Genomic DNA, 14,253 nt, shown 5'->3' on the forward strand with positions numbered 1-14,253 from the left:
CTTTTCACCTTCATTATATTGCTCTGTCTTAAACAATGTTTATTTTGCTTCGTACCACGTTTTTCCCCAACTGCTGTCAGTGATCAGTGGTACATGAAGAGAAACAGCTTGTTCCATAACTTCCTTCACCAATTTATCTAATGATTCAAGTTCTTTTTCCGGTACCTCGAAGACAAGTTCATCATGAACTTGTAACAGCATCGTAGCTTGAAGACCTGTTTCTTTTAATCGTTTATCCAATTCGATCATCGCGATTTTCAAAATATCAGCAGCACTTCCTTGGATTGGTGTATTGATAGCTGTTCGTTCCGCAAAAGAACGGATATTGTAATTTCTTGAATTGATGTCTGGCAGATATCGACGGCGGTGATACAGCGTTTCGACGTAGCCTTGGTCTTTTGCTTCGCGTACGATTCTTTCCATATATTCTTTGACACCTGGGTATTTTTCAAAGTACGTATCGATGTATTGCTGTGCTGCTTTTCGGCTGATTCCTAGATTTTGTGAAAGTCCGTAATCAGAGATGCCATACACGATACCAAAATTCACTGCTTTTGCCTGCCTACGCATATTTGGTGTGACATCCTCTGCCTTTTCGATTCCAAATACACGCATCGCTGTGCTGGCATGGATATCTTGACCTTCTAGGAAGGCAGCTTTCAAATGTTCATCATTTGAGATATGCGCAAGTACGCGTAACTCGATTTGTGAATAGTCAGAAGAATAAATCAGCCAGTCTTTTTCTCTAGGAACAAATGCCTGACGTATCTTTCTCCCTTCATCTAATCGAATCGGGATGTTCTGCAAATTAGGATCAACAGAGCTTAATCGTCCTGTTTGGGTCAATGTCTGGACATAACGGGTATGCACTTTTCCATCTGATTGGATCACTTTCAGCAGTCCCTCGACATAGGTAGATTGAATTTTTGCAATTTGACGATAGGTGAGGATATCCTCTACGATTGGTGCTTGTTCACGAAGCTGTTCCAGTACATCTACGGCTGTGGAATATCCAGTTTTTGTTTTTTTGATAACGGGTAATCCCATTTTTTCAAATAAGATCACTCCTAATTGCTTTGGTGAATTCAAATTGAATTCTTCGCCGGCTTCTTCGTAGATTTTTTGTTCGATCTCTCTTAAGCGAGCAGAGAACTCGCCCTTCATTTCTTGTAAGCGAGTCGCATCTACTTTGATCCCGCTTATTTCCATCTCTGCCAAAATGATAGACAATGGCAGTTCCATTTTCCGGAAAAGATCTTCTTGGTTTTTTTCTGCCAGTTCTTGGCTCAATTTTGGTGTCAACGCATTGATTGCAGCTACTTTTCGCGCTAAATGAGCAAAAAAGAGTTCCTCTTCTTCTGGTAAACCTTTTTTCGCCCCTTTGCCGTATACAGCTTCATCTGATTGGATATCGTTGTATCCGTAATGAGCAGCTATTCCTTCGATATCTGTGCTTTTTTCATTCGTATCGAGAAGGTATGCACCTAGCAAGACATCAAAATCGATTCCTTTCGTTTTTCCAGTATAGCGGTTTAAAGCAACATAAGTTCGTTTCGCATCATATACTTTTTTCAGCCGAGTCGGATCAGTGATCCAAGAATGGAACGCTCGGTTTTCGAATACAGATAGATCGTTCGTGACATAAATTTTCTTTTCTGTCCCCCACGCTACTCCGACGATTTCCTCTGTATGATAATTGTCGCCCATCATTTCCACGTACAACGCCATATCCGTAGTAAACATTTCCTCTTTGAATTCATGAACGACTTCAAACAAAATATCATCCATTTTTACTTCTTCTTCTACGATATTCAATTTAGAAAGGAACTGATTGAAATCCATTTCTTTATAAAACGGAACGAGTTTATCGAGATTTTTCCCTTCATACTTCAATGAGTCGATAGAGACATCCACAGGCGCTGAAGTATTGATGGTCGCCAATTTTTTCGATAAGAAAGCCTGCTCTTTGTCATTTATCAGATTTTCTTTCATTTTGCTTTGCTTCATTTCATCGATATGTTCATAAATTCCTTCGACTGAGCCATATTGTTTCAATAGCTTGATAGCTGTTTTTTCACCGATTTTAGTCACACCGGGGATATTGTCAGAGGCATCTCCGGCTAGTCCCTTCATGTCAATAATCTGTTTTGGCGTCAACCCATCATATTTTTCCGCTACATGTTCTGGTGTATAGCTTTCGATATCGCTGACACCTTTTACAGTGATATCCACTTTTACTTCTTTACTAGCTAATTGAGTCAAATCCCGATCACCTGAAAGCACGACGACATCAAATTGATCTTTGTCTACTTTTTCTGCCAAAGTACCGATAATATCATCTGCTTCATAATTGGGCAATTCGTAATACTGTACCCCTAGTCCTGTCAACAAATCACGTATATATGGCATTTGTTCTTTGAATTCGCCAGGTGTTTTGGATCTTCCACCTTTGTACTCCGCATACATTTCTGTCCGAAAAGTCGTTTTTCCTGCATCGAACGCAACCAGAACATGAGTCGGTTGCTCTTTTTGCATAACATTTTCAAACATCGTATTGAATGCATAGATTGCATTTGTATGAAGACCGTTTCTATTTTTGAAACGTTCAAGAGAATTGTGAAGCGCAAAGAATGCGCGAAAAGCCACACTGTTCCCATCAACGAGTAATAATTTATTTTTTGTCATCTTCTTAACTCCTTACTGTAAAGTTCTTATTCATTCTAACAAAGAATCCTGCGGAATGCGAAAAGAAAAAGCGGGACCATACCAAATAATTCGGTATAGCCCCAACTGATGAATTTTTTTTTTTTTTAGTTGTTCCGTCCAAAGATTCTCAGAAACGCCAAGAACAAGTTGATAAAGTCCAAATACAGCTTCAATGCCATGAATACAGCAATTCCACTATGTGCTGTTCCGTTTGTCTGGACATAGATATTACGGATGCTTTGGTTATCATAAGCTGTAATCCCTGCAAAGATGACGACTAACAGTAGGGAGATGAACAGCTCAACTACGCTACTTCTCAAAATGAAGATGTTCAAGACTAGTGCAATGATCACTCCGATTAAAGCTGCCTGTCCTGCTCTTCCAACCCCGCTAAGATCTCTTTTTGTTGTTACTCCGACAACAGACATCCCCATGAACATCAAAGTAGCTGTCAAGAAAGCTTGCGTTACTGTTCCAATATCGTAGTATGCAAGAGTAACCGCTAATGTTATGCCATTCAAAAGAGAGTAGGCAATAAATCCACCGATTGCTAAGCTCGGATTCTTTTGTGCTTTTACGCCTAGAACCATTACTAAAATCAGTTCAACGATCCACAGACCCACAAAGCCTAGTGGAAAATTATTGATAAAAGTTGCTAATTGCAAAGGAAATACCCAAAGAGCCAAGTAAGAAGTGACTGCACTAAGGGCAAGTCCCATACCTAAAAATCCATAAACTTTTGCATAAAAACGATTGATACCTGACATTGATGTACTTGGATTATTCATTCAATTCACCTTCACTTTCGATTGCTATTTCCAATTCAGGAACTTGTGGCGGTTGGACCATAACGACAGCATCCAACACACGATCTTCGTTCGTATTCTCCGCTTCTACAGAAATCGTCACCACATCCTTCATCTTATCTACTTTTATGACCTCAAACTGAAAAGTCAGTGTTTCATAATGGAAAACCGGTTCAATAAAATTGACAGAAAAATTGACAACATGTGATCCTGGTCCAGGAAGATGCTTTGAAATTGCACTTGTGATGATCCCCATCAGCATCACTGATGGAACGATTGGCTGTTGATATTCTGTTTTTTGTGCAAAGTCATGTTGGATATACAAAGGATTTGCATCATTCGTCAATCCCAAATACAGCAAAAGCTGGTTATCTTCAATAGATTCTGTTAAGGATAACGAGTCGCCTTCCTCGATTTCATTTATTGTTTTTCCTAGTTTTCTCGGCTTACCTATGTTCAAGATAGAAACCCTCCAGTTTATTTTTAATCATACATTATTGTACCAAAAGTAGCGTAAAAGGCAAGTTCTGCTCCCTTGATTTAACAGATTCCTATAGTTTACAGAGGTCGTGAAAAAGCTGTCCTGCATCAAATAATAAGAACAGCCAAGAAAAAACAGCTTCTCATGTTTTTGATTTGATTGGGCTTATTACCGCAGATGCAAGCTTTTGAACACCGTTTATCATAAGTTGCAAAAAAGGGGGCTTGGCAAGATTTTTGCCACTCCCCCTCTTTCTATTTTTATAAGGACACTGCAGTAATTGTATTACAGTACATTTTTCGTCGTGCTGCTTAAAAGTTTTTCATACGCTTGTTCAAATTTTTGAACATCTCCAGCACCCATGAAGATTACTACTGCATCATGATAATCTAACAATGGAGATACATTATTTTCTTTGATGACTTCTCCACCTTTTTTGATTTTCGCTCCAAGGTCTTCAATCTTAACGTTTCCTTGTTCTTCCCGAGCCGAACCAAAAATATCGCATAAGTAAACTTTATCAGCTAAATCAAGTGCTTCTGCAAATTCATCCATCAATGCAATCGTACGCGTAAACGTATGGGGTTGGAAAACTGCAATTATTTCTTTATCTGGATATTTTTGGCGTGCGCCATCAATCGTTGCTTTGATCTCTGCAGGGTGATGCGCATAATCATCGACTACGGTCATGTCTGCTACGATCTTTTCACTGAATCGACGTTTTACTCCTGGGAAAGTCAGCATTTCTTCTGCAACTTCTTTCAGATCCAGTTTTTCGAAATAAGCTACTGCAATAACACCTAAAGCATTTAAGATATTGTGTTTACCGAATGCTGGTACAGTGAAGTGCCCAACAAATTCATCCCCATGATAGACATCAAAAGCAGAACCAGAAGTTGTGCGTTCGATGTTTCGTGCTTGGATATCATCGTTTTCTGTGACACCATAATAATAAATCGGCACATTTGCTTTTAATTTGCGTAAATAAGCATCGTCACCATACGCAAAAATAGCTTTTTTCACTTGTCCAGCCATTGTTTGGAAAGCTGTAAATACATCGTCGATACTTGTATAATAATCCGGATGATCAAAATCGATATTGGTCATGATTGCATAGTCTGGTGAATAGGCAAGGAAATGACGGCGATATTCACAGGCCTCAAATGAAAAGAATTCCGCTTGCGGATCACCATGTCCTGTTCCATCTCCAATTAGATAACTTGTTGGACGGACACCACTCAATACATGAGAGAGCAGTCCAGTCGTACTTGTTTTTCCGTGAGAGCCTGTTACAGCGATACTCGTATAATTTTGGATAAAATGACCAATAAAGTCGTGATAGCGAATCACTTCCAAACCTAATTCTTTTGCTCGCTGGATTTCTTCATGTGAATCAGGAAATGCATTTCCTGCAATGATCGTCATCCCTGGTTTTACATTATCTGCGTTAAATGGCAGAATCGTGATATTTGCTTTTTCTAAATCTCTTTGTGTAAAGAAATATTTTTCAATGTCTGATCCTTGGACATTTAGACCTTGTTCATGTAAAACAAGAGCCAAGGAGCTCATTCCTGAACCTTTGATACCAACAAAATGATACAATTTATTTTGATTTTCCATTTGAATCCTCTTCTCTTATCTAGCGTCCATTCTTTTAGCTATTACATTCAACACGCTCCTCATTATCTTATAAACGATTGAAAATTTCAACCAAATTTATTTGGAAAGGAGGATTCGCTTGCTAAAATGGTCAAGTACGAGAAAAATCCGTTTTTATTGACTCTTTAATTCTGGTGTAAGAAGACCAAACTTCCTCTGATATATCAATGTGAGGAATAAAATCTTTTCCTTTCGGACCATAGCCGTTCTCATCGTCATGGAGACGTTCCATTTCTCCTAATACTAGCGCATGGAAATATTCCTTAGGCCATTGATGATTCAGTTCTTTTGCTGTAAAGATGATCTCTTCAGAAAAGTGAAGGATTTCCGGCACAAATGGCACAGCATTCGCGAAAATAGTTTGTTCATTTTGCCATACTTTCTCAAAAGTTGCTCGAGTCCTGCGTTGCAGTGTCGGATCATTCATCAATAAGATTTTTTCTGGTACAGCTCCTAAGGAATGAAGAATCTCCAGTGAAAAAGTGGCGTTCTCTCCAGAATTTGTAGACTTCGATTCTATCAGAAAAGCCTTATCGGGCAAATCATAGACTTCTTTTAGATACTGACGACAGATTTCACTTTCACTCATGCCATCTTCAAAATGAAATCCTTGCTTTTCAAAATTCTCATAAAGGATTCTAGTCGCATGCCCCACCCCTCCGACCAAAAACAATTGATCTACTTGGCCATTTAAATACATTTGTGCTGCTTTATCAGCTAAGATAGGAAGACAGTTTCCAGCTAAAATAAGTGTAGGTGCCGTCAGTTCCTCAAAATTTCCCTCTTCAGGTGCGGCTAAAAAATTTAATAGCTGATTCCAGTCTTTTAGATTCCTCTGCTCACTTTTTTCCAAAGGCCTTCTATCCTTTCATCTGATTTTTTGTGCTTCATTAAAGTCTTCTCTTTTTGTCTCAATCCATTTGATTTCTCCATGACATCTTCCACAACGATATTTGCGTACATCGATTCTTCTCTTGCGGCAGATCGTGGCAGAACAATCTTGGCATCGATAATACTCCATCTTTATCTGTTTCTTCGTCAAGGCTGGTGCATAGCGCAACCCTCCTGTTTTTTTCAAAAGATACTTGAAATCCATATCTTTATGCTGATACCCTCTTCCAGCTAGATGAAGATGATAATGGCAAAGTTCATGTTTGATGATTCCTGCAATCGTCTCTTCGTCTGACTCTTCAAATAGCTTCGCATTAAAATCTAAATGATGATCGTTTAAATGATAGCGCCCGCCAGTTGTACGTAAGCGTGGATTGAACATTGCTTGGTGCTTGAAAGGAAGCTGGAAGCTTTTTAATGATATCTCTTCTACTAACTGCTGCAGTTCTTCTTGTGTCAATTTTTGTTACTCCTCATTGTTACTCTTCATAAGGGGAAAGCATCGTCAAACTGATTCTGCCTTTTTTCGTATCGACTTGTTCTATCCAAACTGTTACGATATCTCCTACTGACACGACATCTGTAGGATGCTTGACGAATTTTTTGCTGAGTTTCGATATATGGACAAGTCCGTCTTGCTTCACACCGATATCAACAAATGCGCCGAAGTCAATGACATTACGGACCGTTCCAGTCAATTCCATCCCTGGTTTCAAGTCTTCCATACTCAATACATCTGTACGTAATAAGGGCGCTGGCATCTCATCACGCATATCTCGTCCAGGTTGTGTCAGCCCAGCTAAAATATCGGCTAACGTTTCTTCTCCGACTGATAGGCTTTCAGCCAGTTTCTCTACGGATAATCGTGTCAATTTTTCTACTGCTTCTTCTGTACCAAGCTCTTTTTCTGAAAGTTGGACTGAAGTTAATATTTCTTTTGCAATAGAATAACTTTCGGGATGGATACCTGTGTTGTCCAAAATGTTTTTCCCACCAGGGACTCGCAAGAATCCGATTGCTTGTTCATATGCTTTTGGTCCTAAGCGTGGCACTTTTTTCAATTGAGTTCGTGCGGTGAATTCTCCGTTTTCTTCACGATAAATGACAATGTTTTGGGCAGTTGTTTTATTCAATCCTGATATATGCTGCAAGAGCTGCGGGCTTGCTGTATTCACATCCACACCTACTTGGTTAACCGCTGTTTCCACAACAAAATCCAATTGTTCAGCCAAACGTTTTTGAGAAACGTCATGTTGGTACTGGCCTACTCCGACAGCTTTAGGATCGATTTTGACTAATTCAGCTAAAGGATCTTGCAGGCGACGGGCAATAGAAACAGCACTTCTTTCTTCAACTTGTAGATGCGGAAATTCTTTTCGTGCAATTTCGCTAGCGGAGTAAACAGAAGCGCCTGCTTCGTTGACGATAGCGTAATAGGTTTTATGGTCGGCGGATTTCAACTGCTCAGCCACAAAAAGTTCAGATTCCCGACTGGCTGTACCATTTCCGATAGCTACCATATCTACTTGATATTTATTAATTAATTGGATAAAAGCTGGTCCAGCAGCTTCTCTTTTTGCTTGCGCTGCAGGTTTATGAGGATAAATAACTTCGATTGCTAAAACTTTCCCTGTCGCATCTACGACTGCTAGTTTACATCCAGTACGATAAGCCGGATCAAATCCCAGGACAACTTTACCTTTTAGTGGCGGTTGCAACAAAAGATTACGGAGGTTTTCGCCGAAAATAGCGATTGCTTGCTCATCTGCCTTTTCAGTCAATTCATTGCGCAGTTCTCGCTCGATTGCTGGCTGAATAAAGCGTTTATAACTATCCTGATAGGCTTCTCTGACGAATGAAGAAGAAGGAGAGGCAGGATTTTTGACTATTTGGCGATCCAAGTAAGCTAAAATTGCTGCTTCATCTACTTGAAAGAATACTTTCAGAATATCTTCTTTTTCTCCACGATTAGTAGCTAATATTCGATGAGAAACCATTTTATGGACGGGTTCTGCAAAGTCATAATACATTTCATATACGCCTTTTTCATCTGCTTGCTCATCCTTGACATTGCTGACATACATACCTTTGTTATACGTATAAGACCGAATCCAAGTCCGAAATTTTGCATTATCGCTGACTTGTTCAGCAATAATCTCATGAGCACCGTGCAACGCTTCTTCGGCAGAAGAGACTTCTTTTTCTTTGTCAATATATTTTTCTGCTTCAGATTGCACCTCTCCATCTGTAAGCTGCATCAGCCACTTCGCGAGTGGTTCAAGTCCTTTTTCTTTAGCAATCGTTGCTTTTGTCCGTCGTTTTTGTTTGTATGGACGATACAAATCTTCCACTTGTTGCATTTTCACGGCTTGGGTGATTTCTGCTTCTAACTCGGGAGTCAGTTTCCCTTGTTCATCGATTAGCCGAATCACTTCAGTTTTACGTTTTTCTAAGTTTTCAAGATAGGCATACCGCTCTTCGATTTCACGAATCTGGACTTCATCAAGACTTCCAGTCATTTCTTTTCGGTAACGCGCGATAAAAGGAACAGTGTTTCCTTCATTTAACAAATTAAGTACAGTAGTCAACTGCTTAGGACGATAGTCTGAAAGTTCTTTTTGTACAAGCTGAATGATCGTCTGGTTCAAATTTTCCGTCATTAAAATGCCTCTTTTCTGCTAAAAATTGCTTCTTTATTCTATCATACTTTTTATCCTGGGTTAAACTACTGAAAGAAACAATATTCTCTATAAAAATAAAAAGAGCCGCAACAAAGTCACAGCTCCTTCATTCTTTCCATTAGTCAGATTCCATGCCAAGGTCCTTCGTTGTTCTGATATTCAATATCTTGAAGAATACCTTCCTTGTCAAAAACAACCCCATGCAATGACCCTCCGAATACAGCCCCACCGTCCATTCCGATTTTATGATCCTGAATCCAGAGGTCTGTTGTCTGCATATCTCCATGGAGCATTGGTGTAATCGTATGTCCAAATACAATTGTCTTACCTGTATTGTTTTTCCCTTCATGAAATGGTTCCCTTATCCAAATAAAGTCTCTTAGACTTGTCTTACGCCAGTCTTTCTTTGTCAAATCCACACCGGCATGGACAAAAAGATAATTTTCCCATTCATAATACAAGGGGCGCTGGACTAAAAATTTAATCAGTTCTGAATATCTCGATTGGATCATCATCGAGATTTCAGTTGGGGAGTATTCCTCCGATGCCCCTGGGTGAATCAGGCTTTCAAACGTTTCTTTTCCACCATTTCTCATATAAGGCGCATACCAGTCCTCCGGTGATTGCAGAAATTGCAAAAAATATTCTTCATGGTTTCCCCGGAGGTAAATGGCTCCTGTTTCTTCGACTAATTGCTTTCCTAATAAAAAACATTCTTTTGTACGAGGACCTCGATCATTGAGATCCCCTAATAAAACAAGCTGATGGATCTTTGGATCATAATAGTGAATAAGTTTTTCAAAAAGCTCATGTTTGCCATGGACATCCCCAATAGCATAAATCAATGATTTCATGTGGATCACCATCCTCAACGCTAGTATAGCGCATATTGGAAATGGTCGACAATCAAAACTATTGTTTTCTATTTAATTAAAGCTGTAAACCGCAGTTCTGCTTCTTCTGGAGAGATTCCATGGTCTTGAACATAGCGATTGCGCGGATGTTTCGCACACTCTATGCTACATGCTCCTAAATGTTTTTCTTCATTTTCAATGGAAGCAAGAATCTGACGATTGCACTCAGGATTGCTACAATTGATATATCGTTCACATGGTGTTCCGTCAAACCAGTCGCGACCGACGATTTGTTTATCTACTTGGTTGATATCGACAGCGATCCGTTCATCAAACACATACATCTTGCCGTCCCATAATTCTCCTTGGACTTCAGGATCCTTACCATAAGTAGCAATACCGCCATGCAGCTGTCCGACATCTTTGAATCCTTCACGGACAAGCCAACCAGAAAACTTCTCGCAACGAATGCCACCAGTACAGTAGGTCACTACCCGTTTTTCCATAAATTCTTCTTTGTGCTCGCGGATCCAGTCTGGAAGCTCTCGAAAACTGCGTATATCTGGGCGTACAGCCCCTCGAAAATGTCCCAAGTCATATTCATAATCATTCCGTGCATCAATCACCACTGTCTGTTCATCTAAAATAGCTTCTTTAAATTCTTGCGGTGAAAGATAGGCACCTGTCACTTGGTTTGGATCAATGTCCTCTTCTAGCTTTAAACTTACAAGCTCTGGACGGTATCTTACAAACATCTTCTTAAAGGCATGTCCTTCGCTTGGATCGATCTTGAACATCGTATCAGCAAATCGAGGATCAGCTTTCATTGCTTTCATATAGGCAGTCGTGTTTTCAACGGTTCCAGACACAGTACCATTTATTCCTTCTTCAGCTACTAGAATACGACCTTTAAGATCCAAAGATTTGCAAAAGGCTAAATGATTTTTGGCAAATTCCTCTGGTTCTTCGATTTTTGTATAATTGTAATAAAGCAGTACTTGATAATCCATGTATTTCTTCCTTCCTTCTTTTCGTTCCTAAACAGTATAAAGAAGGCGTTCGCATTTGACGATTTATTTGCTTGTGTATAATTACGCATGGAAAGTTTTTTGTTTACATAATATTATTATTTGAATTAAAAAGACTTCGCTTTCCTGTTTCGCACAGAAAAACAAAGTCTTTATTTCTATTATTTACCTGTAACCGCAAAGTAGTTGCCATCGGGATCAGCAAAGTTAAAGACATATTCTTCTCCAAGCTGTACCATATCACCTAATGTGACTGATTGCGTCTGCATTTTTTTATATAGTCCAAAGATATCTTTACTGTAAAACATCAAAGATGGGGCACTAGTAGCTGTGCCAGGTGAATGGGACTCAACAAATGCTCGATCATATAACAGAAATGAGGTTTGACTGTCCTCAACTCCTACTTCAATTATAAGCGTCCCATCCATTTCTTGACGATCTTTTTCCGCAAAGCCAACTGCTCTCCAAAACGTTGCATTTTTTTCTACATCGTCCACATAAAGCATGATTTTTATTTCATTCGTAAACATCTGTTTCCTCCTAAACGATCTGTTCTAACATTCTCAACTTTGTCAGTTTACCATAGGAAAATGGGAAAATCTACGAAAGCTCTCAACAGAATCGTCCTACTTAAATACGCTTTTCTTTAATAATAAATAAGTTGGTTGTTTTTGTTATTTGCGCTTTCACTTTTCGGAATAAATAATGTGTATTTATATGGAATAAATAAAAAAAGAGGTCGTGACTAAAAACAAGTCACAACCTCTGGTAAACGGTGTTCTCCTGACAACTCCTCGGTCACAAGACACAATATTCAACAAACATGAGAAGCTATTTTTTGAAATTGCTCTTTGTGACTCAGAGTGAAACGGCAGGCTCACGACCTCTTTCTTAAACGGTGTTCAAAAGCTTGCATCTGCGGTAATAAGCTCAACCAAACGTAAAATATGAGGAACTATTTTTGTTTGGCTGTTCTTATTACTTGATGCAGGGCAGCTTTTTCACAACCTCTTATTCACGGTGTTTCAGAAGTAGCTTCTCGGAAATAAGCCGAAATTTCACAAAAATTTGAGAAACTATTTTTAGGAAACTTCTTCTTATTTCTTAAAGCTGACCACTTCTATCACAACCTCTTTTTGACTATGCATTCACATCGATCACTTTAGAATCATCATTGATGACATCGCGATCTAAATCTTTGATGCGTGCACTTGTCACGATACCAGCTACCATGCTACCGCTGACGTTTACTGCTGTACGTGCCATATCGATTAATGGTTCAACAGAGATAACTAACCCAACGATTGCTACTGGCAAGTTCATTGCCCCTAAAACGATCAGTGAAGCAAATGTTGCGCCCCCACCGACTCCAGCTACACCAAAAGAACTGATTGTTACAATTGCCACAAGCATCAAAATAAATTCCAAACTAAAGACATTCACTCCAGCTGCTGGTGCGACGATCGTTGCCAACATAGCTGGATAAACGCCAGCACAGCCGTTTTGTCCAATAGACAAACCAAAACTTGCTGAGAAATTAGCTGTTGCATCATCTACTCCTAAAGCTTTTGTCTGAGTCTCGATATTCAATGGCAAAGCTCCAGCACTTGAACGTGAAGTAAACGCAAAGCTCAATACCGGAAAGGCTTTTTTGAAATAGTTGATTGGATTGACTTTTGCACCAATCAAAATCAGTGAGTGGACAATCAAAACAGCAAGCAATGCTACGTAAGAAGCAACGACAAATTTACCTAAATTGACGATAGCTGCAAAATCACTTGTTGCCAAAACGTTTGTCATCAAAGCAAATACTCCATAAGGTGTCAAACGCAAAACAAGCGTCACGATCCGCATAATGATTTTATACAGACTGTCGACTAAATCTGAAAAGAATGCTGCTTCTTTTGGCGCTTTTCTTTTCACGCCTAGATAAGCGATTCCGACAAATGCCGCGAAAATAACGACTCCAATCGTACTTGTTGCACGACTACCTGCTAAATCAGCAAAAACGTTTTTAGGGATAAAGGATAAAATCTGCTGTGGAATCGATAAGTTTTCAACTGTTTCCTGACGTGTTGCCAGTTCAGAGATTCGTGCTGTTTCTGCAGCTCCTTGTGTGAATTTAGCTCCTTGGAGTCCGAACAGCATTGTTGAACCAATTCCGATCAATGCTGCAATAGCTGTTGTTCCAAGTAAAGAAGTCAATACAGTCGCACTAATTTTCCCTAGCTTTTCAGAAACTTTCATTTTTGTGAATGCACCAATGATCGAAATAAACACTAAAGGCATAACTAGCATTTGCAAGAATGATACATATCCTTGACCTACAATCCCGATCCATTCCATTGATTGAGTAACGACTTTGTCGTCTACACCAAAGATCAATTGAAGCAGACCGCCAAAGACGATACCAACTCCTAATGCTGTAAAGACGCGTGTTGAAAATTTTGTATGGCGCTTTTGCATACGATAGAACACATATAATAATGCCGCAAAAACTAGAACCACTAAAACTGTGATGAGTGTTGTCATTTTTCTCCTCCTCATATTATTAATGACAAGTCCATCGAAGGAAGTAAAGGTTCCCGAGAATGATTCTTCAACCATCCTCCTGAAAAAATTTTTTTCAGTGACTTTTATATTTTAGACGATTTTTATCGAAATGACATTCTTTTTGCTTACAATTAGTAATAAAAAAACATACCTGTGATAGCTTTAATCTATCGCAGGTATGTTTTTACTGTCTATTCTTGTTTTTCTGATTGAAAATTCAATTTTACCCCAGGCTGATCTAAGGCGATCTCTGTCACCTCATAAGACATTCGGCGTACGATATCGAATAACGGTGCTACTAGCTCGTCCACTTCTTCTTGTGTGACATCATTTTGACCTTCAATTTTCCGATTGAGGATATGATTGATCTGACTCACACTTCCAGATAAAACATATGTATCAAACACTAAACGGAACTCTAAGCGTGCTCCTACGATGCTATGTTCTTTCGGATAGTTTTCGATCGTTTCTTTTAAAGGCGAGAAGCCTACTTTCAAATCTGTTTCTACTTCTTGGTTCGGCAATCTCATATCATAATGAAATGCTTCTACAACTTCTTTTTGTCTTCTGATTTCCATATAATTTTATCACTCC

Annotated in this window: 12 protein-coding genes; all 12 read right to left on the reverse strand. The window is 39.2% G+C overall.

Going from position 1 to position 14,253, the window contains the following annotated elements; translation table 11 throughout:
- Nucleotides 1-39: 39 nt before the first annotated feature.
- The 12 genes from polA to ACIFUW_RS07610 all read right to left on the reverse strand — a co-directional run bounded on the left by polA (nt 40) and on the right by ACIFUW_RS07610 (nt 14,237).
- A complete protein-coding gene (gene polA, locus ACIFUW_RS07555) occupies nt 40-2,685 on the reverse strand; it encodes a DNA polymerase I (RefSeq protein WP_002296395.1) in 2,646 nt (881 codons plus the stop codon).
- Nucleotides 2,686-2,810: 125 nt separating this feature from the next.
- Nucleotides 2,811-3,494, reverse strand: a complete 684-nt coding sequence (locus ACIFUW_RS07560) for a Bax inhibitor-1/YccA family protein (RefSeq protein WP_002296397.1) — start codon at nt 3,492-3,494, stop codon at nt 2,811-2,813.
- The gene (locus tag ACIFUW_RS07565) at nt 3,487-3,972 is read right to left on the reverse strand and encodes a MaoC/PaaZ C-terminal domain-containing protein (RefSeq protein ID WP_002296398.1); all 486 of its coding nucleotides are present in this window, start codon (nt 3,970-3,972) and stop codon (nt 3,487-3,489) included. The genes ACIFUW_RS07560 and ACIFUW_RS07565 overlap by 8 nt, the downstream gene beginning before the upstream one ends.
- A 306-nt stretch (nt 3,973-4,278) precedes the next feature.
- Nucleotides 4,279-5,613, reverse strand: coding sequence for a UDP-N-acetylmuramate--L-alanine ligase (gene murC / locus ACIFUW_RS07570; RefSeq protein ID WP_002296400.1), 1,335 nt, complete (start codon nt 5,611-5,613; stop codon nt 4,279-4,281).
- Nucleotides 5,614-5,743: 130 nt separating this feature from the next.
- The gene (locus ACIFUW_RS07575; RefSeq protein WP_002296401.1) at nt 5,744-6,505 is read right to left on the reverse strand and encodes a YdcF family protein; all 762 of its coding nucleotides are present in this window, start codon (nt 6,503-6,505) and stop codon (nt 5,744-5,746) included.
- A gap of 15 nt (nt 6,506-6,520) precedes the next feature.
- The gene (locus tag ACIFUW_RS07580; RefSeq protein ID WP_002296402.1) at nt 6,521-7,003 is read right to left on the reverse strand and encodes a SprT family protein; all 483 of its coding nucleotides are present in this window, start codon (nt 7,001-7,003) and stop codon (nt 6,521-6,523) included.
- Between the two features lie 19 nt (nt 7,004-7,022).
- Nucleotides 7,023-9,203, reverse strand: a complete 2,181-nt coding sequence (locus ACIFUW_RS07585) for a Tex family protein (RefSeq protein WP_002296403.1) — start codon at nt 9,201-9,203, stop codon at nt 7,023-7,025.
- A 143-nt stretch (nt 9,204-9,346) separates the two neighbouring features.
- Nucleotides 9,347-10,078, reverse strand: a complete 732-nt coding sequence (locus ACIFUW_RS07590; protein WP_002296404.1) for a metallophosphoesterase — start codon at nt 10,076-10,078, stop codon at nt 9,347-9,349.
- A gap of 68 nt (nt 10,079-10,146) precedes the next feature.
- Nucleotides 10,147-11,088, reverse strand: coding sequence for an oxygen-dependent tRNA uridine(34) hydroxylase TrhO (trhO, locus tag ACIFUW_RS07595; protein WP_002296405.1), 942 nt, complete (start codon nt 11,086-11,088; stop codon nt 10,147-10,149).
- 179 nt (nt 11,089-11,267) lie between these two features.
- A complete protein-coding gene (locus ACIFUW_RS07600; RefSeq protein WP_002296407.1) occupies nt 11,268-11,636 on the reverse strand; it encodes a lactoylglutathione lyase in 369 nt (122 codons plus the stop codon).
- Nucleotides 11,637-12,246: 610 nt separating this feature from the next.
- Nucleotides 12,247-13,638 carry an L-cystine transporter gene (locus ACIFUW_RS07605; protein ID WP_002295194.1) on the reverse strand — a complete coding sequence of 464 codons (1,392 nt, stop codon included), beginning with the start codon at nt 13,636-13,638 and terminating at the stop codon, nt 12,247-12,249.
- Between the two features lie 212 nt (nt 13,639-13,850).
- Nucleotides 13,851-14,237 (reverse strand): DUF1149 family protein, encoded by a 387-nt coding sequence (locus ACIFUW_RS07610; RefSeq protein ID WP_002291995.1) that lies wholly within the window; start codon nt 14,235-14,237, stop codon nt 13,851-13,853.
- Nucleotides 14,238-14,253 lie beyond the last annotated feature (16 nt).

This window comes from Enterococcus sp. PLH-Efm8 (genome assembly GCF_053011625.1).